Here is a 24,374-nt window from a genome sequence, read left to right on the forward strand (position 1 = left end):
GCCGCCCGCCCCGCGTCACGCGAGGGGGCGTACACAGCCCGGCCGGATCATTGCGGCACCCGCCCGTCGCGCGCCGCGGCCTTCACTCCCGTGGCAGCAGAGGGCCCAATGGGCCCAGGTCCAGATTCAGTTCGTCCTTGCCGATGCCGTAGCGCTCGCACAGCTCGCCCATCCGCCGCTCCAGCAGCATCAGCGTCAGACCGATCCGCTCCTCCTGGTCCTCGGTCAGATCGCCCTGGTCCACACGGCGCAGCGCCTGCCGTTCCATGAGCTGGTGCAGCAGTTCCACCACCGTCAGCACGAGCCGTACCAGGTCGCGTTCGACGGTGTCCTCGTCCAGTTCGACGCGCCGGGTCACGGCGCCACCTCCTCCTCGGCGTTTGGCCCCAGTGCCTCGAAGGGCGACGGAATGTTGGCATTGACCGAGCTGATCAGGGCCCGCAGATCGATACGGACGAGGTCCACCTCGGCGATGCGCAGCGTGAGGTCGCCCGCGATGACCGCGCCGCCCGCCAGCAGCCGGTCCAGCAGGTCGACCAGCGCGATCTGCCGGTCGGCCAGCGGATGGCCCGGCTCGGAGGCGGGCACCGGAGCGGTCATACGGCACCGCCGGGACCGGTTTCCCCGCCAGCTTCCGGCGGCTGCGGCGCCTGTGTGAAGGAGTACGGGGCCCACGGCCCGGTCAGCTCGATCCGTACGCCGGGACTGCGGTCCGCCAGCTCGCCCACCAGGCCCGCGAACGCGCCCGCTTGGTCGCGGGGGATCAGATACGCGCCGTTGAGCACATTGCGCCCGCTGACCCCGGACAGCCGGGGGTCCTGGGGGCGGTGCAGGCGGCTGCGCTCGGCGAACTTGTCCAGCGCCTCGTGGGCGGCGCCGGCCAGCTCGTCGGCGCGCCGCTGGCTCTGCTCCTGGGCCTGCCGGTGGGCGAGCCGCCGGCGCAGGAAGTCGCGCCCGGAGCCGTCGGCCGGCGCCTGACGCGCCGAACCGGTCGCGGGCACGGGCGGTTTGGCGGTGCCGGGGTCCTCGACGTACGCCTTGACACCCCACTCCATCCGGCCGTCCAGGCTCACCAGCGCGCTCAGGAATTCCTCGGCGCGCTGCGCCAGCACCTGCCGCACCCCGCGCGCGTCGCGGTGGACGGTCACCAGGCGCAGTGGCAGTACGCAGAACTCCGCGGCGGCGGTGTCCACCACGCTGCGGTGCGCGCGGGCGGTCCGCTCCAGCCACGCCATGTCCTCCAGGTGCGCGCGCAGTGCCTCCTCGTCGAAGTCGGCGGCCGGCACCCGGGAGACCAGGGCGGCCAGCGCGCCCTCCGTGACGGTCTCCACGGGTGCGTCCGCGACGCCGAGCAGCCCGTCCGGCGGACGGCAGCCGGCCCGTGCGACGGCGTAGGTGTACATCAGCTCGGCGCCGTGCGTGCTCAAGTGATCTCCTCTCGCGGCTCCTGCTCCTCCAGGGCGGCGATCCGCTCGCGCAGCCGCTCGTTCTCCCGGGCGAGTTCCCGGCGCCGGGCGCCGGAGGACAGCGACGGATCGTCCCGCCACCAGTCGATGCCCATCTCCTCGGCCCGCTCCACCGAGGCCACGATCAGCCGCAGCTTGATCGTGAGCAGCTCGATGTCGAGCAGGTTGATGCGGATGTCACCGGCGATCACCACGCCCTTGTCCAGGACGCGTTCGAGGATGTCGGCGAGGTTGGCGCCGCCGTTGGAGGAGCCGTAGGGGGAGGGGACCTGGGAACTCATCGGGCCGGCTCCGGCTCGCGCTCGTCCTCCTCCTCGTCCGCCGGTTCCTCCTCGTACGTGTCCTCGGCGTCGTCCTCCTCTTCGTCGTAGGAGTCCTCGGGTTCGTCCTCGGGCTCGCCCTCGGCTCCCTCTTCCTCCTCCTCGTCCTCGTACGCGGCGTCGGCGTCTTCCTCGCCCTCGGCCTCGGCGTCCTCGTCCTCGTACGCGTCCTCCGGCTCCTCGTCCTCGGAGCCGCCGGAGTCGCGGTCGTCGCCCGACTCCTCCTCGTACGCGTCCTCGGCCGGCTTGTCCGCGCCCTCGGTGTCCCGCTCCTCGCGGTCCTGTTCCTCGCGTTCCACGGCCTCGTCGTGGCCGACGACGACCTCGCCGTCGCGGATCTCACCGCGCCACTCGCCGGTCGCCTCGCCGCGCATCATCACGAAGCGGCGGAAGTTCTTGAGGTCGAGCCGCGCCCGGCGGCCCTGCGCGCGCCAGATGTTGCCGGTCTTCTCGAACAGGCCCTTGGGGTAGTACTCGATGACCAGCAGCACCCGGGTCAGGCTCTCGGCCAGCTCGTGGAAGGTGACCACGCCCTTGAGCGTGCCCTTGGCGCCCTCCGAGGTCCAGGCGATGCGCTCGTCCGGGATCTGCTCGGTGGTGTGCGCCTTCCAGCTGCGGGTGGACCAGAAGATCTTCGCGCGCCAGTTGGAGTCGGTGTCGTCCGCGGACTCCACCCCCTGCACCCCCTTGGCGAAGGTGCTGAACTCCTGGAACTGCGTCCACTGGTTGTACGCCTCGCGCAGCGGCACGCCGACGTCGACGTCCTCGCTGATCGTGACGAACTTGCCCTTGCCGCCGCCGCCCTTGCGCTTGCCGGTGAGCTTGCCGACGGCGCCCTTGGCGGTGTCCTTGACCGCGCCCTTGAGCGTGTCCTTGATCACCGGGCCGATCAGGCTGTCGCTGCGGCCCTCCGCCACGTCGGTCAGCCGGGTGGTGGCCTCGCCGAGCCGCTTGCCGGTGGCCACCAGCAGCCGCTGGGCCTGCGCCGCGGCGAACGAGACGGCCTCCTCCTTGAGGCGGTCGACGGCCGGGTTGCCCGCCACGCTCTCCTTGACGGCGGCCACCGGGCCGCCGGACTTCGACTCAGCCACGGCTGTCACCTCCGCTGCGGCGGGTGGCGGACCGGGCCGTCTTCTTCGCGGCCGACGCGGTCTTCTTCGGCGCGGCGGCGGTCTGCTTCGCGGGCCGCTTGCGCCGGTCCGCGGTGGACTTGGCGCCGGACGTGCCCGTCTTCGAAGAGCGCGTGGCCGTCTTCTTGGCGGTGCCGCGGCCCTCGCCCGCGGACTTCCGTGCGCCGCCGCGGCCCCCGCCGGTCTCCTCCTCTTCGGTGTCCTCGGACGCTTCGTCGCCGTCCCGTCCGCCGCCGGTCGCCCCGCGTACGGTGTCCGTCGCCTTGCCGGCGGCCTCGCCGGCGTCGAGCTGGTCGCGTACGTTCAGGGTCCGTTCGTGCAGGCTGTCGGCCAGGGAGTCGAGGCGCTTGGTGACCAGCGCGCCGGTCGCCGCCTTGCCCACCCCCTTCAGGTCGCCGCGCAGCTGCTCGCGCAACTCCTTGAGCTGCGGGTTGGCGGCTATCTGGTCGTTGACCAGAGAGACCAGCTGCTGCGGGCTGAAGTTCAGGCGCTTGCCCAGGACCATGCTGCCGATACCGATGGCGAGCTTGGCCTTTTTCGTACGGCCGAGCAGATAGCCTCCGGCGACGGCCAGCACCAGTGCCGGCCGGTTCTTCATCTCGGGGTTCTCCTCAATGTCTGTTGCGCATGGGTACGGCGGGCCGCGTCCGCTACGCCCCGGAGGAGCGCTGCCGCAGCTCCTCCAGGCGGTCCAGCAGCGCGTCCTCGCGCCGGTCGAACTCGGCCTCGTCGATCTCCCCGCGGTCCAGCTGTTCCGACAGTTCGCGCAGTTCGCGCTGGACCGCGGACGGGTCGTAGTACTGCCGTTCCGCCTCGGTGAGGACCTGCCGCAGCACCCAGCCGGTCCCGCGCACGGGAGCGGCCGGGAGCAGCAGCAGTTCCTTGAGCAGGCCCACCGCTCACTCCGCCGCAGCGGACTCCAGCGGCCGTACGAAGCTGTACGGCGGCAGCGGCCCGTTGACCAGCAGTTCCAGGTGGGGGTGGTCGGCGCCGAGCCGGTCGGCGGCCTCCAGGAACGCGGCCGCGTCCTCGCGCCGCATCAGGAAGGACAGGTTGACCAGCCAGCCGGCGCCCTCGGGTCCGGGCCGGGACTGCTCGGCCCGCGGCGTGAGCGCCGTCTCCACCATGTGCGCGTCGGCCACCTCGCGGGCCCGCACGGCGTTGGCGATCAGCTCGCCGAGACGCAGCTTGTCCTGGTAGGCACCGCCACCGGACGCCTGGTTGGCCTCGTTGAGGGCCCGGATCTCGGGCTCCTCCGCGAGGACCCGGCGCAGTACGTCCTCTTCGCGGTGCGCGGCCTTCACGTTGTACTCGACGCGGCCGTTGAGGTCGTCCAGCTGTGCCTTGTAGTGCTCGGAGTGCTCGGCCAGCACCTCCTGGACCGCCTCGTCGCTTTCCGACAGCGAGCCGAACCGCAGTGGCAGGACCGCTCCGTCCGCGCCCGCCTCGGTCAGTACGTGCTGGTGGGCGAGCAGGTCACGGCGCTTGGGCCGGAGCCGGTCGGGGCAGTCGCTGACGATGGCCGCCAGGTCGCCGCCGCGTACGACGCGGACCGGACGCGGCGGATCGCCGATGCCCAGGATCTTCTGTTCCGGTTCGGGGTGGCCGGCGCGGGCGATGCCGTAGACGTACGTGCTCACTCGCTCTCCTCCTTCTTGCGGGAGGCGGTGCGCCGCGGCCTGCGCTGCGACTCGCTCTCGGCCTCGGCCTTGTCCCGCCCCTGTCCGATCGCGTCGGCGAAGGTCTCGGCCGCGCCGGAAAGCGCGCCCTTGGACTTGCCCTTGGCGCCGGACTCGGTGACCTGGCCGACCACGTCGGGCAGGCCGGGGCTCTTGTTGGCGCCGGTCTCCAGGTCGAGCCGGTTGCAGGCTTCGGCGAACCGCAGGTAGGTGTCGACGCTGGCCACCACCACCCGGACATCGATCTTGAGGATCTCGATGCCGACCAGTGAGACGCGGACGAACGCGTCGATCACCAGGCCGCGGTCGAGGATCAGCTCCAGGACGTCGTAGAGGCCACTGGTGCCACCCCCGCCCCCGGACTGCTGTTGTGCCGGGACAACGGTCATGTCTGTGGTCTTCCTCTCGCGCGCTCATAGCGGCTGACGCGCCGGTAGCCCGTGAGCATGCCGTCCGGGTCGAGCGAGACCTCGTACAACGCCATGAGGCTCATCGTCTCGGGGACCCGGGCGAGCTCCAGCACCTCGGTCTCCAGGACCCAGCCGTCCTCGGTCCGTTCGAACCGGGAGACCGTCTCGGGGGTCAGACCCGTCAGCTCGGCGAGCTGTTCCCGGGCCGACCGCAGGAGTTCCGGTGCGCTGAGGCGGGCGGATGCCGCTCGGTGGTTGCTGCTTCTGTCCGGTGTGTTCGCTGTGTTGTCTCCCATGGGACTCCTCGGCAACAGCGAGTACCGCACGGCGGTGGACCCAAACCCGCCGTCGGCCGCCTTGCCCGTGAAATATGCGCGGACGGCGCTCCGCCGGCCGTTTTCCGGACGTCGGACGGCGAGAAATAGAAGGAATAAACGGAGACTGACGGGGAATTAATTGCGGCCGGTCCGCGGGGGTCCCGCTGCGGCCCCCGGACGACGATCAAGGCCGAAATCCGGCCGACGTCGATTCCCACCCGGTTGGTGCAGTGCCGGGCTCGTTCGGGTGACGGAAAACGAACCGGACACACGCCGTGGTCCTGTGACAGAAGTGTGACGAACGCAGGACCGGCCCGGTACCCGCCGGTGGCACCCCGGCCCTTCCGCCCCTGTCGGCGGCCGCCTACGGTGGCTGCCATGGCACCCGTACCGAAGTCCCCTTTCGAACCCGATGACGACCCCGAGACCTACGTCGGGCTGGCGCGGCGGACCGCCGAGGAGCGCGCCCGCGAGCGCGGCTGGAGCACCGTCCGTTCCCTCGCGCCGGGCACGATCATCACCATGGAATACCTGGGGGGCCGCCTGAACTTCGAGGTCAAGGACGACGTGGTGACCCGCAGCTGGAAGGGCTGAACCACCGCGGCGGCAGCGCGGAAAGCCGACGGCCCCGGGGCTCCAGGAGGAGCGGCCGGGGCCGTCGGCTGCGGGGGAGAGGCTGTGCGTACCGCCCCCGCGGGTCTCGCGGTTCAGCTGCCGCCGGTACGGCCGCGGGCCGGAGCCGGGGCGAGCGGCGCGGTGCGCGGCGTGCGGTCGGCGTGCGGGGGGCGCCGGGGGCCGGTCGGCGTGACCGGGGTGCGCTCCGAGCGGGTCGTGTGCGGGCGCGGCGGGTGGTGCGGCCGGGGGTCCGCGGTGCGCGCGGCGGTGCCGGTGCGGGTGGGGCCGGCGGCTTCCCGTACGAGCACCTCGTCCTCGGGCGCGGGGCGCGGCGCGGACAGCCCGGAGCGGGCCGCTGCCGGGGCGAGCGGCGCGGGGCCGGGCAGGCGGCCGGTCCGCAGCCGTATCCACAGGGCCGTCAGCCGGGCCTCGGCCCATTCCACGGCGGGCTCGAACCAGGGCAGCGCGAGCAGGACCAGGAGCCCCGCCGCCCAGCCGAGCAGCACATCGCTGACCCAGTGGGTACCGAGGTAGACCGTGGTCATGCCCACCCCGAGGGCGCCGAGCGCGGCGATCACCGACAGTGCCCGGCGGCGCAGCGGCGTGGTCGCGAGGTAGGCCAGGACACCCCAGGTGACCACGGCGTTCGCGGTGTGGCCCGAAGGAAATATATCGCCGCCGAGCCACATCTCGTTGGCGCCGATGGTGGTCGCGTAGTGCGGGCCGAGGCGGCCCATGCCGAGCTTGGCGGCGCCCGCGGTGATGTTGAGCAGCAGCAGTGAAGTGCCCAGCACCAGCAGCGGGTGGAGGTTCTTCGTCCGCCAGCAGCGCCAGCCCAGCCAGGCCGCCACGGCGACCGCGGTGGGGCCGCGCTGGCCCAGCACGACGAAGTAGTCGAGGAAGGCGTGGATCTCCGGCCACTGCTTGTAGGGCCGGAAGAGCATCGCCTGCCAGTCGAACGTGACCAGCCATGAGGTGGCGAGCACGCCGGCCACGATCGCCACGTACACCGCGAGCGTGCCCCCGAACAGCCACCAGCGGGTCCGGGTCATGCGTGACGGTGGGCGATCGGCCGGGCGCTCCTCCATCTGGTCGAGCTTGTCATCGGTACGCACTCAATCGACGTTACCGCGTGTGATGTCGGTGCCTGGTCGAACTGTGAGCTTTGTAATGACGATGTGATGTGCAATCTGTCTCAAACGAGACTTTGGCCAGTGGTTTTCCGGAGAAATTCCCCGGTCGCCGGATTACCTCTCGGGGTGCCCCCGGAAGTCGCTCCGGGTGAGCTCTTTCCAATTCGCCGGAGAAGTTTATCGCCGATTCGTACGGGTGTCGCGGCACGTTTCCCCGGGAGACCGTACGCGGAGGGGAATGTTCCGTTCGGCGCGGGCACGGCCGGCGGGCTCAGGGCGGCCCCGAACCGTTCAGCCACACCGCCCCGTACACCGCCGACCCCACGCTGACCAGGGCCGTCACCGTCCAGGCCGCCGCCGGACGCCACCGCGCCAGCCCGGCCGCGAGCGGCAGCAGCAGCGGATAGGCGGGCATCATCAGCCGCGGTTTGGACCCGAAGTACCCCTTGGCGGTCAGCGCCAGCAGCAGGACGACGCCGCCGTAGACGAGCAGCGGCAGCGGCTGCCCGCGGCGCGCGCCCAGCACGTACAGCCAGACCACCAGTGCCACCCCGGCCAGCAGTCCGAGGCCCGCCGGAAAACCGAGGTCCCACAGGAACGCGGCGAAGGCCCGGCCCCCGTCGAAGCCGTTGCCCCAGCCGCCCTGGACGTCCAGATACGCGGTGAGGCCGCCCTGCTCGGCGGCCACCCACAGGAAATAGCCGCACCAGCCCAGCGGCGCCAGCAGCACACCGAGCAGCATCCGCCGGTGGCGGCCCCACCGCGGGGCGCCGCCCGCCGGCCGGTCCCGCCACAGCGTCACCGCCGCGCTCAGCCACACCGCCGCGACCACCGCGGCCCCCACCGGCCGGGTCAGCCCCGCCAGCGAGGCCAGCACCCCCGCGGTCACCCACCGCCCGGTCAGTACGCAGTACACGCCCCACGCGGCGAGCGCGGTGAACAGCGACTCGGAGTACGCCATCGACTGCACGATCCCCACCGGCAGCGCCGCCCACAGCGCGGCCAGCGCGACCCCGGCCCGCGGCCCGTGCAGCCGCTCGCCGGTCAGGTACAGCGCCCAGGCCGCGGCGAGCGACGCGAGCCAGGACACGGCCAGCCCGGCGTCGGCGGCCGACAGCGGGGCCACCGCGGACAGCCCCCGCTCCAGCCACGGCAGCAGCGGGAAGAACGCCAGGTTCGAATGCACGTCCCCATTGGCGAGCTGGACGCTGTAGCCGTAGCCCTGCTCGGCGACGCGGGTGTACCAGAGAGAGTCCCAGCGGGCGGTGAGCAGGGTGTGCCAGCTCTTGCCGTGCGCCGCGGACCAGGCGGCCAGGACGAGCACCCCCAGCGCCCGGATCGCGGCGTACGCCAGCAGCGCCGGGGCGGCGCGGCGCAGAGCGGCGCGCACGGGACGGCCGTCGCCGGGGCCGGTCGGCTCCGGGGCGCGAAAGGGGGCAAGATCGTTCATCCGGTCGATTATCCCGTGACCGGAGTCCGCCGCCCGTCAGCGGGTATGGGAACCGCCGGGCCCTGCGATGAGCGTCTCATCGTGGGGTGAGCCACGCGTCACGTCACGCGACTCGCGTAGTCTGACGTCTCAACTCGCCCGTGCCGCCGGTTCTGCCGGAGCGCCTTCGCGCCCCGGCACGCGGCCGCGAGAGCATGACAGGAGGTACGCGAATGTCCGGGACGACCACGTCCGGCGACGAGCGGGCGGCGGGTGTTCCCCGGCATGGAGGCGGCGGCGCGGGCCGCTGGACCGTTCTGGTCGTGCTCTGCGTCAGCCTGCTGTTCGTCGCGCTGGACACCACCATCCTGTACGTGGCGGTGCCCTCGGTCACCGAGGACCTGCGCCCGGGGCCGGTGGAACTGCTGTGGATCGTGGACATCTACCCGCTGATCGCGGCGTCGCTGCTCATCCTCTTCGGCACGCTCGGCGACCGGGTGGGCCGCCGCCGCATCCTGCTGATCGGATACGGGCTGTTCGGCGCGGCCTCGGCCGCCGCCGCGCTGGCCCCCAACCCGCAGATCCTGATGACCGCCCGCGGGCTGCTCGGCATCGGCGGCGCGATGATCATGCCGGCCACGCTGTCCATCCTGCGCCAGGTCTTCCCCGACCGGCGCGAGCGGGCGGTCGCCATCGGCGTGTGGAGCGCGGTGGCCGCGGTGGGCGCCGCGGTCGGCCCGGTGCTCGGCGGCTTCCTCGTCGAGAACTTCTGGTGGGGCTCGGTCTTCCTGATCAACATCCCGATGATGGCGGCGATGGCCCTGATCGGCCGCTGGCTGCTGCCGGAGTCGCGGGGCGAGCGCAACGGGCCCTGGGACACCGTCGGCGCGATCGTCGCGGCGCTCGGCGTGCTCGGCGTCGTCCTCGGCGTCAAGCGCATCGGCAGCGGCGAGGCGCTGATCGGCCCGACCACACTGGGCTCCATCCTCGTCGGCGCCGTGCTGCTGATCGTCTTCGTACGGCGCCAGCGCAAGCGCGAGCACCCGCTCATCGACATGCGGCTGTTCGCCCGCCCGGCCTTCGGCACCTCCGTGGGCTGCATCGTGCTGGCGATGCTCGCCCTTGTCGGGCTCCAGCTGATAGCGGTGCAGTACCTCCAGCTCGTGCTGGGCCTGAGCCCCCTGGAGACCGGGCTGCGGATGCTGCCGCTGGTCTTCTCGGCGATGGCCGCCGGGCTGACCGGCTCCAAGGTGCTCCAGGCCATCGGGCCCAAGGTGATGGTCTCGCTGGGCTTCGTGCTCACCGCGGCGGCCGTGCTCTGCCTGACCGCGATGGACGAGACGGACCGCCCCTGGCTGCTCGTCCTGGGCTTCGTGCTGCTCGGCTTCGGCTTCCAGAGCACGCTTTTCGGCGCCTACGAGTCGATGCTCAACGAGGCCCCCGCCGACCAGGCGGGCGGCGCGGCGGCCATCGGCGAGACCTCGTACCAGCTCGGCGCCGGCATCGGCGTGGCCCTGCTCGGCAGCGTCATGAACGCCGCCTACGCACCCGGGCTGTCCCATGTGCCCGGCGTCCCGGAAGGGGCCACTGCCTCTGCTGCGCACTCCCTGGGGGAGGCGTACAAGGTCGCCTCGACACTCGGCGGCCGGGCCCAGTCCGTACTGCGCGACGCCGCGCAGGGCGCCTTCGTGCACGGCCTGCACATCACGCTCGTCGCCAGCGCCGTGCTGCTGCTGACCGGCGCGCTGATCGCGCTGCGGCTGCCGCGCCGGGCGGCGGACGCGGGGGACCGGACCGACGGGGACGCGCACTGCGACGCGGAGCCCGCGCCCGCGAACACCGGGCGGTGAGCGGCGCGAGGGCGTACGGGCGGGTACGGTCCTGACCGGGACCGTGTGCCACGGCGCGGGCGTACGCCGCTGACCGGGGCGTTCCCGGGCGGCGGTGGCCCTTGCCGCCGCGCCGCGGGCCGCCGTACCGTCGGAACCGGATAACTACCACCGCTAGTTTTCGGGTTCGCGCAGCCACCGGAGGCCCCGCCATGTCCGCACCCCCGTCCCCGCAGCTCCCGCCCTTCGACCCGGCCGACCCGCTGGGCATCGACGATCTGCTCTCCGACGAGGACCGGGCGGTCCGCACGACCGTCCGCCGCTGGGCCGGTGACCGGGTGCTGCCGCACATCGCCGAGTGGTACGAGCGCGGCGAGCTGCCCGGCATCCGGGACCTCGCCCGCGAACTGGGCTCCCTCGGCGCCCTGGGCATGGCGCTGACCGGCTACGGCTGCGCGGGCGCCTCACACGTCCAGTACGGCCTGGCCTGCCTGGAACTGGAGGCCGCCGACTCCGGCATCCGCTCGCTGGTCTCCGTACAGGGCTCGCTCGCCATGTACGCGATCTGGCGCTTCGGCTCCGAGGAGCAGAAACAGCGCTGGCTGCCGGACATGGCGTCCGGCGAGATCATCGGCTGCTTCGGCCTGACCGAGCCGGACCACGGCTCCGACCCCGGCAACATGCGCACCCACGCCAAGCGGGACGGCACCGACTGGGTGCTGACCGGCCGCAAGATGTGGATCACCAATGGGTCGGTGGCCGGGGCCGCGGTGGTCTGGGCGCAGACCGACGACGGCATCCGCGGCTTCCTCGTCCCGGCCGGCACCCCCGGCTTCTCCGCGCCCGAGATCACCCATAAGTGGTCCCTGCGCGCCTCGGTCACCAGCGAACTCGTCCTGGACGAGGTACGGCTGCCGGCCGACGCGGTACTGCCCGGCGCCAAGGGGCTGGGCGGCCCGCTGCGCTGCCTGGGCCACGCCCGGTACGGGATCGTGTGGGGCTCGATGGGCGCCGCGCGGGCCAGCTTCGAGGCGGCGCTGGACTACTCCCGTACCCGCGAGCAGTTCGGCCGGCCCATCGGCGGCTTCCAGCTCACCCAGGCCAAGCTGGCCGACATGGCCGTGGAGCTGCACAAGGGCCTGCTGCTCGCCCACCACCTGGGGCGGCGCTTCGACGCGGGGCGGCTGCGGCCGGAACAGATCAGCTTCGGCAAGCTCAACAACGTACGGGAAGCGATCGAGATCTGCCGGACGGCCCGGACGATCCTGGGCGCGAACGGGATCTCGCTGGAGTACCCCGTCATGCGGCACGCGACGAACCTGGAATCGGTGCTCACCTACGAGGGCACCGTCGAGATGCACCAGCTCGTGCTGGGCAAGGCGCTCACCGGGCTCGACGCGTTCCGGTGAGCGGAGCCGGCCAGGGGCCGGCGGGCTGCACGGCGCCCGCCGGCCCCTGGCCGGACCGGGCCCCCGGGTCAGCTCTGGTTGAAGAAGCCGCCTTCGGCGCGGCGCCGGCCGGGCTCGCCGTTGAGGATCCGGTAGTCGGCCGGGGTCAGCAGGAAGACGCGCGTGGCGACCCGCTCGATGGAGCCGCGCAGCCCGAACGTCAGCCCGGCCGCGAAGTCCACCACCCGCTTGGCGTCGGCGGAATCCATCGCGGTCAGGTTGACGATGACGGGGATGCCCTCGCGGAACAGCTCCCCGATGCCGCGGGCGTCCCGGAAACCGTCCGGGGTGACGGTGGCGATGCGGGTGCCCTGGTCCTGGGCGCTCTCCTCGGCGACCTGGACGCGGGGGTCGGTCACCCAGGGGGTGTTCCCGGTGCTGCCGGGCTCGGACCCCTCGGCGTAGTCGTCGTCGTAGTAGCGCTCGTCATCGTTGTCGTCGACGAGGCCCAGCCAGGCGCTTGCCTTGCGTACCGATCCCATTGACGCCTCCTCTCACCCGCGGTCCGTGTGTCCGCACCTCTATCGTCGTCCATGATGCGGATGCTCTGCCAAGTGGATAGCCGCCGCACGGGGGGTTCGTGACACATCTGGTGCAAAGAGGGTGGCATGGCGTCAGAACCGGGGGGAGTCGCGGAAACTGACCGTGTGAAGGCTGTCACATGGAGTGTCGGAACGTCCAGTGCCGGTCCGGTACCCGATCGTTTCCCGTCGCAAACCGGACGGAATGCAAAGAGGCCGGGTGCGAGTGGCAACCCGGTCGGCCCCGTACGGGGGGTCGGATGAACCCGGTCGGCCGCTTGCCGGAGGCGCGGTGTTGACCGGCGCACCGGGGCGGGGCGCGGTCCGAGGCGATTTATCGACAATCCTGGACTCCGGGCCGTGGCGGCCCGGAGGTGCTGCGGTGCTGCGAGGGGAGGGTGCGCCGGCGGGCGCGGGTGTGTGAAGGCGCGGCGGACGGAAGGCGGCGCGCCGCGGGCCCGGCCGGAACGGCGGCGGGCGGGGGCAGGGCGTCAGCTCAACAGGAGGACGACCACACACGACCGAAGTCGATGTGGTCGCGCGTGACCAGCCACTGCCGTGAGTCCATGCGGCCAAGTGGAACAGGCATCCGGTTTTCCGTCAACCGTCATGAGACGCGCTGCCCACGATCCGGACAGCCTTGACAGGCAGGGCTGTTGGCCGCATAGCCTCAAGGGCCGGCTGCGCTGAGGGGCGCGGCCCGTTGCCGGCCCCGGCCGGTGTGTGAAGGCGCTCAACTCCCCGAGTGGGATCACCGCATCCACGGAGCCTTCACGCATGCCTGCGAACCACCGCGCGGTGGACGCCCCGCCGTCCCCGCGCCCCCTTCGCCGTCCCCCGCTTCCCCCGGCCACCCCGGCGCGGCGCCGTACCCGGCCCGGTGTCCGGTGAGACCCGCCGTCGTGCTCGTCGGCGCGGGCCCGCGCGGCACCGGCCTGGTCGAGCGCCTCGCCGCCAACGCCCCCGAGCTGTACGGCGCCGAAGCGCTCGACCTGCATCTGGTCGATCCCCATCCGCCCGGCGGCGGACGCGTCTGGCGCCGCGACCAGTCCCCGCTGCTGTGGATGAACTCCATGGCCGAGGACGTCACGATGTTCACCGACACGTCGGTCGAGCAGGAGGGGCCGGTGCGGACCGGGCCCTCGCTCGCCGAGTGGGCCGCCCGGGTACGTACGGGGGAGATCCCTGTGGACCCGGAACTACGCGCGGACATAGCCGGGTTAGGGCCGCAGGACTTCGCCGGGCGGCAGGTGCAGAGCGCCTACCTGGAGTGGGTGTACGAGCAGGCGGTGGCCGCGCTGCCGCCCGGTGTCACCGTCCATGTGCACCGCCGCCGCGCGGTACGCGTCGCGGGCCCGCGCGACGGACGCCAGCAGGTGTGGCTGGAGGGCAGCCCCGCACCGCTCGTCGCCGACCTCGTCGTCCTCGCCCTCGGGCACCTCGACGCCCAGCCCCCGCCGGAACAACGCGCGCTGACCGCCTTCGCCGCGCGCCACCAACTGACGTACCTTCCGGCCGACTTCACGGCCGACACGGACCTGACCGGGCTCGCCCCCGGTGAGCCGGTGATCGTGCGCGGCTTCGGACTGGCCTTCGTCGACCTGATGGTGCTGCTCACCGAGGGCCGCGGCGGATCGTACGCACCCGGTTCCGACGGCGAGCTGGTGTACCGGCCGTCCGGCAGGGAACCGGTGCTGTACGCCGGTTCGCGGCGCGGCGTCCCGTACCACGCCAAGCTCGGCTACACCTGGCAGGGCGAACGGCCGCCGCTGCCCCGCTTCTTCGGCCCCGCGCAGGTCGATGCGCTGCTCGCCCGCCCCGGCGGCTTCGACTTCCGGCGCGACGCCTGGCCGCTCATCGACAAGGAACTGGGTTTCGCCCACTACCACCGCCTGTTCACCGCCCACCCGGAGCGCGTACGCGCCGACTGGACCGCGTTCGAGGAGAAGTACGCCGCCGCCGAACCGCTCGGTGAGGAACAGCGGGAGCTGGTCGCCGCCGCCGTACCCGACCCGGCGGACCGCCTCGACCTGGCCGCCCTGGACCGGCCTCTCGACGGTGTCCGCTACCGGGACGCGGACGCCCTCCAGGAGGGCCTGCGCTCGTACATCGAGGCCGATCTCGCCCGCCGCCACGACCCCGCGCACAGCCCCGACCTGGCGGTCTTCCTCGCCCTGCTGTCGGTGTACGGCCAGCTCACCCGCGTCGGGGACCACGGGCCGTGGTGGCACGGCTTCTTCAGCTACCTGGCCTCCGGGCCGCCGGGGCCGCGGCTGCGGCAGCTGCTCGCGCTGTCCCGGGCCGGTGTGGTGCGCTTCCTCGGCGCCGGACTCACCGTCACCGCCGACCCGGAGCGCGGCGTGTTCCTGGCCCGCGGCAGCAGCGCGCCGGGCGTGCTCGCCGAGGCCCGCGCGCTGGTGGAGGCACGGCTTCCGGGACCCACCGTGGCGGACACGAAGGATGCCCTGCTGCGCGGTCTGTACGACGACGGCGCCGCCTCCACCGCCACCGGCCTGCTCGCCGTCGATCCCCGCGACGGCCGGGTGCTGGACCGCGCCGGGCGGCCGCACCCGCGCCGCTTCGCGCTCGGCCCGTACACCGACGCCCGCGCTTCCGGCGCGTTCGCCCGGCCCGGTACGAACGCGCCCGCCTTCCGGCAGAACGACGCCACCGCCCGCGCCCTGCTCCGCTTCCTGCGCGAGCGCGCCGCACGGCACCCGGCGCCACCCCACCGTCTCTGAGCAGCGACGAAAGGCCCCTCACATGTCCGTATCCCCGTGCGCCCTGCGCCCCCTCCACCTCGCCTTCGCGCTCGACGGCCCGGTCCGCAGGGCCCGCCGCGGCCGGGAGGCGTACGACCCGGAGCACTACGTCCGGCTGGCCCGGCTCGCCGAGCGCGGCACCCTGGACTTCGTCACGCTCGGCGACTCCTTCGCCCGGCCGGGGCCCGACGCGCTCGCCGTACTGGCCCGGGTCGCGCCCCGGACCGGGCGCATCGGCCTGGTGCCGGCCGTCACCACCACCCATACCGAGCCGTTCCACGTCTCTACCGCGGTGAACACCCTGGACTGGGTCAGCCGCGGCCGGGCGGGCTGGACCGTGGAGGTGTCCCGGTCCCGCGCCGAGGCCCGGCTCTTCGGCCGCCGGGACGCCGCGCCCGCCGACGCGCTGTGGCGGGAGGCCGGCGAGGTCGCCGACGTGGCCGCCCGGCTGTGGGACAGCTGGGAGGACGACGCGGAGATCCGCGACGCGGCCACCGGCCGGTTCGTCGACCGCGACAGGCTCCATTACGTGGACTTCCGCGGCACGTCCTTCTCCGTGCGCGGCCCCTCCATCACACCCCGGCCGCCCCAGGGCCGCCCGGTGATCGTGGCCGACGCGACCACGCGGGCCGCCCGGGAGGTGGCAGCGGCGCACGCGGACGTGGCACTCGTACGGGCCGAGGACCCGGCCACGGCCGGTGACGCCCGCGCCGACCTGCGCGAACGCGCCCGCGCCCTGGGCCGGGACCCGGACCGGCTGCGGGTGCTGGCGTCGCTGCCCGTCGAGCTGTACTGCTCGGGCGACGCCGTCGGGCTCGCCGACCTGATCGGCGACTGGCACGCGGACGGCGCGTGCGACGGCTTCCACCTGCGGCCCGCCGACCCGCAGCGGGACCTCGCCCGGCTCGTCGACGGCACCGTCCCGGTCCTCCAGCACCGCTGCCTGCTCCGCCGCTTCTACCCGGGCGCGACCCTGCGCGAGCACCTCGGCCTGCCGCGCCCGGCCAACCGCTACGCCGCCGCCCGGAAGGTCTCGCCGTGACCACGACCACCGCACCGTCCCGCACCCCGTCCGCCCCGACCGGCCCCAGGCGTATGCACCTGGCCGCCCACTTTCCCGGGGTCAACAACACGACCGTCTGGACCGGCGACCCCGTCGGCTCCCAGATCGACTTCGCCTCCTTCGAACACCTGGCGCGCACCGCCGAACGTGGCCGCTTCGACTTCTTCTTCCTCGCCGAGGGGCTGCGGCTGCGCGAGCACAAGGGCCGGATCCACGACCTCGACGTCATGGGCCGGCCGGAGGCGATCACCGTCCTGAGCGCGCTGGCGGCGGTCACCGACCGGCTGGGCCTGGCCGCCACCGTCAGCGCCACCTTCAACGAGCCGTACGAACTCGCCCGGCGGCTGTCCACCCTGGACCACCTCAGCGGGGGCCGCGCCGCCTGGAACGTGGTCACCACCTCGGACGCGTTCACCGGCGAGAACTTCCGCCGCGGCGGCTTCCTCGACCGCGCCGACCGCTACGTACGGGCCGCCGAGTTCGTCGCCACGGCCCGCGCGCTCTGGGACTCCTGGCCGGCGGACGGCACCGCGCGGCCGGTCGCGCACCAGGGCCCGCACTTCACCGTCCGGGGCGAGTTCACGCTGCCGCGCAGCCCGCAGGGCCACCCCGTCATCATCCAGGCCGGTGACTCCGCCGAGGGCCGCGACTTCGCCGCCGCCACCGCCGACGTGATCTTCACCCGGCACAGCACGTTGGCGGCGGGCCAGGAGTTCTACGCCGACGTGAAGGGGCGGCTGCCCGCGCACGGCCGCGACGCCGACTCCCTCAAGATCATGCCGGGCGTCACCTTCGTCCTGGGCGACACCGCGGCCGACGCCCAGGAACGGGCCGCCACGATCCGCCGCGAGCAGGTCTCGCCGCAGAACGCGCTGGTCGCCCTGGAGCAGGTCTGGGGCGTGGACCTGTCCGCGTACGATCCGGACGGGCCGCTGCCGGACTTCGACCCGGTCCCGGACCCGGAGCTGGCCCAGGGCCGCGTCCGGATCGGCGACCCCAAGGCGGTCGCCGACCGCTGGCGGGCGCTGTCCGAGGCCAAGGGCCTGTCGATCCGGGAGACCGTGATCGAGACGACCGGGCGGCAGTCCTTCGTCGGCACGCCCGCGGCCGTCGCCGAGGAGATGACCGCCTTCGTGGCCGCCCGCGCCGCCGACGGCTTCATCCTCGTACCGCACCTGACCCCCGGCGGCCTGGACGACTTCGTGGACCGGGTGGTGCCGCTGCTCCAGGAGCGCGGTGTCCTCCGTACGGAATACGAGGGCGTCACACTGCGCTCTCATCTGGGGCTGCCGGAACCGGCACGTCCCGCAGGAAAGGGCTGATGCCATGAGCACCACCACCAGCAGCACCGGCACGCAGGCGGAGCAGGACTGGAGGGCCTGGCACGACGAGCGCGTCGCCGAGGTCTCCCGGCCGTACGGTCCGCTCGCGCTGACGGGCACGCACTGGCTCGCCGATGCCCCGGACGGCCGACTGGACGGCGTACCGGGCCACTGGAGCGCGGACGGCGCGGCGGTGGTCCTGCGCGCGACCGCCGCCGACGGGCTCACCGTCGACGGGGCCCCGCTCGACGGCACCGTACGGCTCGACGCCGACGGCAGCCCCGCGACGGCCCGGGTCACGCACGACGGCCGCCGGCTGCCGGTGCTGCACCGGGAGGGCGAGTGGGCCGTCCGCGTCTTCGACCCCGACTCGGAGACCCGGCGCACCTTCGGCGGCATCGACGTCTTCCCGTACGACGCGGACTGGGTGCGGCCCGGGCTCTTCCGGCCGTACCGCGCGGGGCGCACGGTCGAGGTGCCCAACGCCGACGGGCAGCGGCGCGGGCTCGGCCTCGGCGGCGAACTGGCCTTCACGCTGGACGGCGACGAGCACACGCTCCAGGTCGCCGTCGAGGCGGACGGCTCGCTGTGGGCCGTCCTCGCCGACGCCACCAGCGGCACGGACAGCTACCGCTTCCGCTTCCTGCGCACCCCGGCCCCGGCGGCGGACGGCACCGTACCGGTGGACCTGAACCGCACCCTGCTGCCGCCCTGCGCCTTCGCCGACCACTTCATCTGCCCGTTCCCGCCGCCCGGCAACACACTGCCCTTCGCGCTGCGCGCCGGCGAGCGGAACCGCATCGCGGGCTGAGCCGTCACAGCACCGACCGAGGGGGTCAACCTCCGCCCCGGCAGCGCCCGTTGCTGTCGGGGCGGGCGTGTGTACGGCCATGGGGCGGGCGTCCGAAAGCCCCCCTTGCGCCCACGCGCCCGGCCCTCGAAACTCCCGAGCAGCGCTGTCCGGGGCATGCGCGAACGGGACGTGCGGAGTCCCGCGTGCCCGCCGGGCGGTGCCGTACGGACCTGCCCACAGGCGGGTCCTTCCGATCCCCTCGGAGGTAGCAGTGAGACACGAGCGCACTACCCCCCGAAGCGGCGCGGCCAGACGCGGCCGGCTGATCGCCGTGGCGTCCGGGCTGGCCGCGATCGGCGCCATGACCCTGCCCACCGCCCACGCGGGCGAGCCCGCGCCGCCCGCCACGTTCGGCGCCTCCCAGCTCGCCGCCGTCAGCGACGCCGTACGCTCCGCGGACGTCGCGGGCACCGCCTGGGTCGTGGACCCGAAGACCCACCGGGTCGTCGTCCAGGCCGACAGCCGGGTGACCGACGCCCAGCTCGACCGGATCAAGCAGAGCGCGGGCGCCAACGCCGGCGCGCTGAAGGTGGAGCGCGTCCCCGGCGTCATGCGCAAGCTGATCTCCGGCGGTGACGCCATCTACGCGACCAGCTGGCGCTGCTCCCTCGGCTTCAACGTCAAGAAGGGCAGCACGTACTACTTCCTGACGGCCGGGCACTGCACCGACGGCAACCCGCCCTGGTACACCAACTCCTCGCACAGCACGAGCATCGGCCCGACCGCCGGTTCCAGCTTCCCGGGCAACGACTACGGCCTGGTCCGCTACAGCAACAGCAGCGTCTCGCACGAAGGAACGGTCGGCGGCCAGGACATCACCAAGGCCGGCAACGCCACCGTCGGCCAGACGGTCACCCGCCGCGGCTCGACCACCGGCACCCACAGCGGCAAGGTCACCGGTCTGAACGCCACCGTCAACTACGGCAACGGCGACGTCGTGTACGGCATGATCAAGACCACCGTCTGCGCCGAGCCCGGCGACAGCGGCGGCCCGCTCTACGCCGGCAGCACGGCGCTCGGCCTGACCTCCGGCGGCAGCGGCAACTGCTCCTCCGGCGGCACCACCTACTTCCAGCCCGTCACCGAAGCGATCAGCGCGTACGGGGTCAGCATCTACTGACCCGCCCCCACGCAGCCGGCAGCGTTCCGGGCCCCCGACCGCACCCGCGGCCGGGGGCCCTTTGCCGGTGCGCGGCGCGGCGTACGGCCGACACGGACCCTCGACCGTTCCACGGACCGGTCATACCGTGGTGAGGGCGCACGATCCGGACGCGGGTGCGCGGGCAGATCGGACGGCAGGGGGCCGTGATGGTCGAGGAACTCGTGATAGCCGGGATCTCGCTGGCCTCGGCGGGCGCGGTGTACGTGATGGCGGCCGCTCGGGTGGTCAAGCAGTACGAACGGGGCGTCGTGCTGCGGCTGGGGAAGCTGACCTCGCCCGCGCGCGGGCCCGGGTTCACCATGATCGTTCCGGCCGTCGACCGGATGCGCAAGGTCAACATGCAGATCGTCACCATGCCGGTGCCCGCCCAGGAGGGCATCACCCACGACAATGTGACCGTCCGGGTGGACGCGGTGGTCTACTTCAAGGTCGTGGACGCCGCCGACGCGGTGGTCAAGGTCGAGGATTACCGCTTCGCGGTCTCCCAGGTCGCCCAGACCTCGCTGCGCTCCATCATCGGCAAGAGCGACCTGGACGACCTGCTCTCCAACCGCGAGAAGCTCAACCAGGGGCTCGAAGTGATGATCGACAGCCCGGCGCTGGGCTGGGGCGTGCAGATCGACCGGGTGGAGATCAAGGACGTGTCGCTGCCGGAGACCATGAAGCGGTCGATGGCGCGCCAGGCGGAGGCCACCCGTGACCGGCGGGCCCGGGTCATCAACGCCGACGCCGAACTCCAGGCGTCCAAGAAGCTGGCCGAGGCCGCGCAGGCGATGTCCGACCAGCCGGCCGCCCTGCAACTGCGCCTGCTCCAGACCGTCGTCGCGGTCGCCGCCGAGAAGAACTCCACGCTCGTCCTGCCGTTCCCGGTCGAGCTGCTGCGCTTCCTGGAGCGCTCCGGCCTCCAGGCGCAGGCGCGGACGGAGGCGTACGAGAAGCGGGAGGCCGCCGCCGCGCCGGCCGCCGCCCGGCCGGAGGAGGTGCGGGACGCCCGGCCGGAAGCCGCGCCGCGTGCCGAAGCGGCGGCCGGTCTGGAGGAGTTGCCGGAGGCGGAGCAGCTTCCCTGATACGGGAGCGGCGGCTCCCGGGGAGGCGAAAAACCGTCCTGGTGTGCGAAGGAAGTACCCCGAAGGGCTGAATCTTCTGTACGTTCTGCCGCTGCCGGTGAGCGAAGTCCGGCCTGGGGCATCGATTTTCGGACAGGTGCAGACCTCCCCCGAGGCCGGTTCCGGCCACTCCAAAGTGTTCGTTTGGTGTCCGCACAGGGAAACGACGTGCGCGGATATCGGAACGCGTGGCGAACGGCCGGTGGAACGTGTTCCGTTCTCCAGACCGGATCTCGGTCTTGTGCGCGAGCCGCGTTAATCGGAATACTCGACACCGCGCATTGGCATGGACGCGACTTCCTGCGGCAGGCTGCGCAGGCGACTCCCGTTCCGTGTCTGTTCCTCACGTCCTCCGGGCACGCGGCCCCCCACATACCGCGGCCCATCCCCCCACGGGAGGCTTTGAGTTGAAGCACCGACGGATTCCTCAGCGGCGCGCGGTCCTGGCCGGCGCGGGAGCCCTGGCTCTCGCGACCACCGCCACCCTCTCCCTGGCCAGCGCCAACGCGGCGGACGGCCCGGCCGTGAAGCAGCTGACGCCCGCCGCGGCCACCGCACTCGCATCCCAGCTCAGCGGCCACGCGGCCGGTTCGTACTACGACGCACGGGCCAAGAAGCTGGTGGTCAACGTCGTCGACCGGAAGGCGGCCGACGCCGTACGGGCCAAGGGCGCCGAGGCCAGAATGGTCCGGCACAGCCTCGCCCAGCTCGACGCGGCCCGCGCGACGCTCAAGCAGCGGGCCACCATCCCCGGCACCGCATGGGCCATGGACCCGCGGGCCAACAAGGTCGTCGTCACCGCCGACCGCACGGTCTCGGGCGCCAAGCTCGACAAACTGAACAAGGTCGTCAAGAGCCTCGGCAGCAAGGCCGAGCTGCGCCGCACCGCGGCGAAGTTCACCCCGTTCATCGCCGGCGGCGACGCGATCTGGGGGAGCAGCTCGCGCTGCTCGCTCGGCTTCAACGTCACCAAGGGCGGCCAGCCGTACTTCCTGACGGCCGGCCACTGCGGCAACGCCGTCAAGTCCTGGTCCGACAAGCAGGGCGGCCAGGAGATCGCCGGCACCGAGGACTCCAAGTTCCCGGGCAACGACTACGCCATCGCCAAGTACACCGCGGACACCGCCCACCCGAGCGAGGTGAACACCTACGGCGGCGCCCCGCAGAAGATCACCAAGGCGGCCGAGGCCACCGTCGGTCAGAAGGTCAAGCGCAGCGGCAGCACCACCCATGTGCACGACGGCACGGTCAAGGCACTCGACGCCAGCGTCAACTACCAGGAAGGCACGGTCGAAGGGCTGATCCAGACCGATGTCTGCGCCGAGCCCGGCGACAGCGGAGGCGCGCTGTACGACGGTGAGTCGGCGCTGGGCCTGACCTCGGGCGGCAGCGGCAACTGCTCCTCGGGCGGCGAGACCTACTTCCAGCCGGTCCCGGCGGCCCTGAAGGCGGTCGGCGCGCAGATCGGCTAGGTTACCCGCCGGCCGAGGCCGACGTGGCAGGCATCGCCATTTTCGTAGCGGAACGGTCCCCGGACGCAATTGCTGCCGGGGGCCGTTTCCGTTTTCCGGGCGCGGTCGGCAAAAGAATAGGAAAGAAGTCTGTGTAAATACCGGCGGCTTGGTTCCCGGCGGCCGGGTTCCACCGGCCGGGACATGGTGCGGGACGGATGGCAGGTGCCGCGTCAGACTGTCGGCGGTCTCCGGGGAATCGTTTTCACGATACCCGTGCGGGCCGTTGAAATGTTGACGGGAATGTGATCCGACCCGCCCTTTCCAAGGAGGTGTGAGGCACCTCTCAGGGATGCCGCCTTTCGGGGAAACGGCTGGCAAATGTCCGGTATGATCCCGTTTTCGCGGTGCGGGTCGTGACGACTTCAGGAAGTCGGGAGCCCGTTCCCGAATTGCCGTACCGGCTTTTCCCGTTCGGCGGCCGGAACGGATTTGCCAAGCCCGTTGCGGCTGGCTCTAATGATGCATCAGCCCCGTGGCCGAAAAGAATCCGGCAGGTACCGGTGAGCCGAGCGCCGTGCTGTTCCGGCGGGCGGCGCGAGGGCGTCCGCGCTGCCGCCCCGTGGAGGGGGCGGGGCGGCAGCGCGGGCCGCGGGCCGGCCCGCGGAGTTCGTCCGGTGGACCACGAGGGACCCGACGAAAGTCGGGGTGTCCCGTCTCACAGGGCCGTCTCTCTTCTCGGCGGGGGATCGCCGGTCGCCGATACTCCCTGACCTCAGGTAAGGCGACCTGCTTGGCTCTGTTCACGACCGAGACCAGGATCTCGGTCCTTCGCCCATCGGTGGTGTACCTAACCCCCCGGCCGATCGGGGGGCGAAGTGGATGGTCGGGTCGCCCCCGTGCGGCGAGAGTTGCGCCATGAACACGCACAAGGCCCTGCTCGCCGCCCTGCTCGTCCCGCTCGGCGCCACCCTGGCCATCGCCCCGGCTGCCTTCGCCGCCACCCCGTCCGCCCCGCCCGCCGCATCGGCCGCCGGTCCGAAGGAGGCCGCGCCCGCCGCGTTCGGCTCTCCCGAGGCGGCCCTGGGCCGGGTGGCCCATCCGCTGCGTACCACCGAGCCCCGCGGCGGCCTGGCCGACCTCCGCCCGTTCGGCCGGATGGTCGGCGACGCCCGGGTGGTGGGCCTGGGCGAGGCCACCCACAGCTCGCACGAGTTCTTCACCCTCAGGCACCGGGTCCTGCGGTACCTGGTCGAGGAGAAGGGCTTTCGGGCCTTTGCCCTCGAAGCCCCGTGGAGCACCGGTCTGCGGCTCGACGCCTACCTCACGCACGGCACGGGCGACCTGAAGCAGATCATGGACGAGGAGTTCCAGGGCACCTACCGGTGGTGGAACAACGCCGAGTACCGCGACCTGCTCCAGTGGATACGCGCGTACAACGTCAAGCACCCCAAGGACCCGGTCCGCTTCGTCGGCGACGACGGCGGGTTCGCCGGTGCCCAGCTGTACGACAAGGTGGGCGCCTACGCGGCCAAGGCCCGCCCCGAACTCGCCCCGAAGCTCACCGAGCTGTACCGGGGCCTGCGGCCCGCCACCGACGCTGAGACGTACGTCAACGACTACCTGGCGAAGCCCTTGGCCGAACGCAAGGAGCTCGCCGAGCGGACCGGCCGGGCGGTGGACCTGCTCAAAAAGCGGCCCGGCACGGGCGCCGACGCCGACGCGCACGCCTGGGCCCTCCAGCACGCCACCGCGATCCACCAGATGACCACGCTGTACGCCTTCGACTGGGACGACCCACAGGACATCAGCGCCGGCATGCGCTACCGCGACCGGATCATGGCGGAGAACGTCACCTGGTGGCAGCAGCGGACCGGCGACAAGATCCTGCTCGCCGCCCACAACGGCCACCTCACCCTCAAGACCTACGCCCCCGGCACCTACCCGAAGGCCCAGGGCGAATTCCTCCGCGAACAGCTGGGCGACGGCTACCTCAGCGTCGGCCTCACCTTCGACCACGGCTCGTTCAACGCCTTCGGCCAGGACGGCGCCGTCCACCGCTTCACCGCAGGCCCGGCCGCGCCCGGCACCACCGAGCACACCCTCGACCGGGTACGGCACCGCGACTACGTGGTGGACCTGCGCAACGCCCCGGCAACGGCCCGCACCTGGCTCGCCACGCCGCACACCGTCAAGAACATCGGCGCCACCTACCCCGGGATCGCGGACGCCCCGCAGATCCGCCTCGCGGCCTCGCACGACGTCGTCATCCACCTCCACCGGGTGCAGGCGGCCCGCATGCTCAAGTAACACCGGGCCCGGTCAGCCCGGATGACCTCGGCGAGCTGACGGCCGGGA

The 24,374-nt window shown here is 72.6% G+C and carries 24 protein-coding genes; 11 read left to right on the forward strand and 13 right to left on the reverse strand.

Going from position 1 to position 24,374, the window contains the following annotated elements:
* Positions 1-82: 82 nt before the first annotated feature.
* The 10 genes from CP984_RS32280 to CP984_RS32325 are packed head-to-tail and all read right to left on the reverse strand — an operon-like array spanning position 83 to position 5,301.
* Positions 83-358 (reverse strand): gas vesicle protein K, encoded by a 276-nt coding sequence (locus CP984_RS32280; protein WP_003986596.1) that lies wholly within the window; start codon positions 356-358, stop codon positions 83-85.
* Complete coding sequence (locus tag CP984_RS32285; protein WP_003986597.1) at positions 355-600, reverse strand: gas vesicle protein; 246 nt, start codon at positions 598-600, stop codon at positions 355-357. The genes CP984_RS32280 and CP984_RS32285 overlap by 4 nt, the downstream gene beginning before the upstream one ends.
* Positions 597-1,427, reverse strand: coding sequence for a GvpL/GvpF family gas vesicle protein (locus CP984_RS32290; protein ID WP_003986598.1), 831 nt, complete (start codon positions 1,425-1,427; stop codon positions 597-599). The genes CP984_RS32285 and CP984_RS32290 overlap by 4 nt, the downstream gene beginning before the upstream one ends.
* Positions 1,424-1,747: a gas vesicle protein gene (locus tag CP984_RS32295; protein WP_003986599.1), complete on the reverse strand. Its 324-nt coding sequence runs from the start codon at positions 1,745-1,747 to the stop codon at positions 1,424-1,426. Before CP984_RS32295 ends, CP984_RS32290 begins: the two co-directional genes overlap by 4 nt.
* Positions 1,744-2,877, reverse strand: coding sequence for an SRPBCC family protein (locus CP984_RS32300; protein ID WP_003986600.1), 1,134 nt, complete (start codon positions 2,875-2,877; stop codon positions 1,744-1,746). Before CP984_RS32300 ends, CP984_RS32295 begins: the two co-directional genes overlap by 4 nt.
* The gene (locus CP984_RS32305) at positions 2,870-3,514 is read right to left on the reverse strand and encodes a hypothetical protein (protein WP_003986601.1); all 645 of its coding nucleotides are present in this window, start codon (positions 3,512-3,514) and stop codon (positions 2,870-2,872) included. Before CP984_RS32305 ends, CP984_RS32300 begins: the two co-directional genes overlap by 8 nt.
* A 52-nt stretch (positions 3,515-3,566) precedes the next feature.
* Positions 3,567-3,812 carry a gas vesicle protein GvpG gene (locus tag CP984_RS32310; RefSeq protein WP_003986602.1) on the reverse strand — a complete coding sequence of 82 codons (246 nt, stop codon included), beginning with the start codon at positions 3,810-3,812 and terminating at the stop codon, positions 3,567-3,569.
* A gap of 3 nt (positions 3,813-3,815) precedes the next feature.
* The gene (locus CP984_RS32315) at positions 3,816-4,556 is read right to left on the reverse strand and encodes a GvpL/GvpF family gas vesicle protein (protein ID WP_003986603.1); all 741 of its coding nucleotides are present in this window, start codon (positions 4,554-4,556) and stop codon (positions 3,816-3,818) included.
* Positions 4,553-4,984, reverse strand: coding sequence for a gas vesicle structural protein GvpA (locus tag CP984_RS32320; protein ID WP_003986604.1), 432 nt, complete (start codon positions 4,982-4,984; stop codon positions 4,553-4,555). The genes CP984_RS32315 and CP984_RS32320 overlap by 4 nt, the downstream gene beginning before the upstream one ends.
* Positions 4,981-5,301 (reverse strand): gas vesicle protein GvpO, encoded by a 321-nt coding sequence (locus CP984_RS32325; protein WP_003986605.1) that lies wholly within the window; start codon positions 5,299-5,301, stop codon positions 4,981-4,983. The genes CP984_RS32320 and CP984_RS32325 overlap by 4 nt, the downstream gene beginning before the upstream one ends.
* 399 nt (positions 5,302-5,700) lie before the next feature.
* Between CP984_RS32325 and CP984_RS32330 the strand changes: the two genes are divergently transcribed.
* A complete protein-coding gene (locus tag CP984_RS32330) occupies positions 5,701-5,916 on the forward strand; it encodes an I78 family peptidase inhibitor (protein ID WP_003986606.1) in 216 nt (71 codons plus the stop codon).
* 113 nt (positions 5,917-6,029) lie between these two features.
* On the opposite strand, the gene CP984_RS32335 is transcribed toward CP984_RS32330, so the two are convergent.
* Together CP984_RS32335 and CP984_RS32340 are read right to left on the reverse strand one after the other, a co-directional pair.
* Complete coding sequence (locus tag CP984_RS32335) at positions 6,030-7,052, reverse strand: phosphatase PAP2 family protein (protein WP_030178893.1); 1,023 nt, start codon at positions 7,050-7,052, stop codon at positions 6,030-6,032.
* 289 nt (positions 7,053-7,341) lie between these two features.
* Complete coding sequence (locus CP984_RS32340; RefSeq protein ID WP_003984524.1) at positions 7,342-8,520, reverse strand: mannosyltransferase family protein; 1,179 nt, start codon at positions 8,518-8,520, stop codon at positions 7,342-7,344.
* Between the two features lie 212 nt (positions 8,521-8,732).
* Between CP984_RS32340 and CP984_RS32345 the strand changes: the two genes are divergently transcribed.
* Both CP984_RS32345 and CP984_RS32350 read left to right on the forward strand, forming a co-directional pair.
* Positions 8,733-10,349 carry an MFS transporter gene (locus CP984_RS32345; protein ID WP_003984523.1) on the forward strand — a complete coding sequence of 539 codons (1,617 nt, stop codon included), beginning with the start codon at positions 8,733-8,735 and terminating at the stop codon, positions 10,347-10,349.
* 191 nt (positions 10,350-10,540) lie between these two features.
* Complete coding sequence (locus tag CP984_RS32350) at positions 10,541-11,737, forward strand: acyl-CoA dehydrogenase family protein (protein WP_003984522.1); 1,197 nt, start codon at positions 10,541-10,543, stop codon at positions 11,735-11,737.
* A gap of 68 nt (positions 11,738-11,805) precedes the next feature.
* Here CP984_RS32350 and CP984_RS32355 read toward each other — a convergent pair whose 3' ends face one another.
* The gene (locus tag CP984_RS32355) at positions 11,806-12,258 is read right to left on the reverse strand and encodes a cell division protein SepF (RefSeq protein ID WP_003984521.1); all 453 of its coding nucleotides are present in this window, start codon (positions 12,256-12,258) and stop codon (positions 11,806-11,808) included.
* Positions 12,259-13,184: 926 nt separating this feature from the next.
* Here CP984_RS32355 and CP984_RS32360 point away from each other — a divergent pair.
* From CP984_RS32360 to CP984_RS32395, 8 genes are all read left to right on the forward strand, one after another.
* Positions 13,185-15,038, forward strand: coding sequence for an FAD/NAD(P)-binding protein (locus CP984_RS32360; RefSeq protein ID WP_030178890.1), 1,854 nt, complete (start codon positions 13,185-13,187; stop codon positions 15,036-15,038).
* A 22-nt stretch (positions 15,039-15,060) separates the two neighbouring features.
* Positions 15,061-16,101, forward strand: a complete 1,041-nt coding sequence (locus CP984_RS32365; RefSeq protein WP_003984519.1) for an LLM class flavin-dependent oxidoreductase — start codon at positions 15,061-15,063, stop codon at positions 16,099-16,101.
* Between the two features lie 53 nt (positions 16,102-16,154).
* The gene (locus CP984_RS32370; RefSeq protein ID WP_030178887.1) at positions 16,155-17,444 is read left to right on the forward strand and encodes an NtaA/DmoA family FMN-dependent monooxygenase; all 1,290 of its coding nucleotides are present in this window, start codon (positions 16,155-16,157) and stop codon (positions 17,442-17,444) included.
* A gap of 4 nt (positions 17,445-17,448) precedes the next feature.
* Complete coding sequence (locus CP984_RS32375) at positions 17,449-18,255, forward strand: DUF1684 domain-containing protein (protein WP_003984517.1); 807 nt, start codon at positions 17,449-17,451, stop codon at positions 18,253-18,255.
* Positions 18,256-18,508: 253 nt separating this feature from the next.
* The gene (locus CP984_RS32380) at positions 18,509-19,417 is read left to right on the forward strand and encodes a S1 family peptidase (protein ID WP_003984516.1); all 909 of its coding nucleotides are present in this window, start codon (positions 18,509-18,511) and stop codon (positions 19,415-19,417) included.
* A gap of 188 nt (positions 19,418-19,605) precedes the next feature.
* Positions 19,606-20,526 carry a slipin family protein gene (locus CP984_RS32385; RefSeq protein ID WP_030178884.1) on the forward strand — a complete coding sequence of 307 codons (921 nt, stop codon included), beginning with the start codon at positions 19,606-19,608 and terminating at the stop codon, positions 20,524-20,526.
* 446 nt (positions 20,527-20,972) lie between these two features.
* Positions 20,973-22,037 carry a S1 family peptidase gene (locus tag CP984_RS32390; RefSeq protein WP_003984514.1) on the forward strand — a complete coding sequence of 355 codons (1,065 nt, stop codon included), beginning with the start codon at positions 20,973-20,975 and terminating at the stop codon, positions 22,035-22,037.
* An 897-nt stretch (positions 22,038-22,934) separates the two neighbouring features.
* Positions 22,935-24,326, forward strand: coding sequence for an erythromycin esterase family protein (locus CP984_RS32395; protein ID WP_003984513.1), 1,392 nt, complete (start codon positions 22,935-22,937; stop codon positions 24,324-24,326).
* Positions 24,327-24,374 lie beyond the last annotated feature (48 nt).

It is taken from the genome of Streptomyces rimosus (genome assembly GCF_008704655.1).
Taxonomy (GTDB): Bacteria; Actinomycetota; Actinomycetes; order Streptomycetales; family Streptomycetaceae; genus Streptomyces; species Streptomyces rimosus.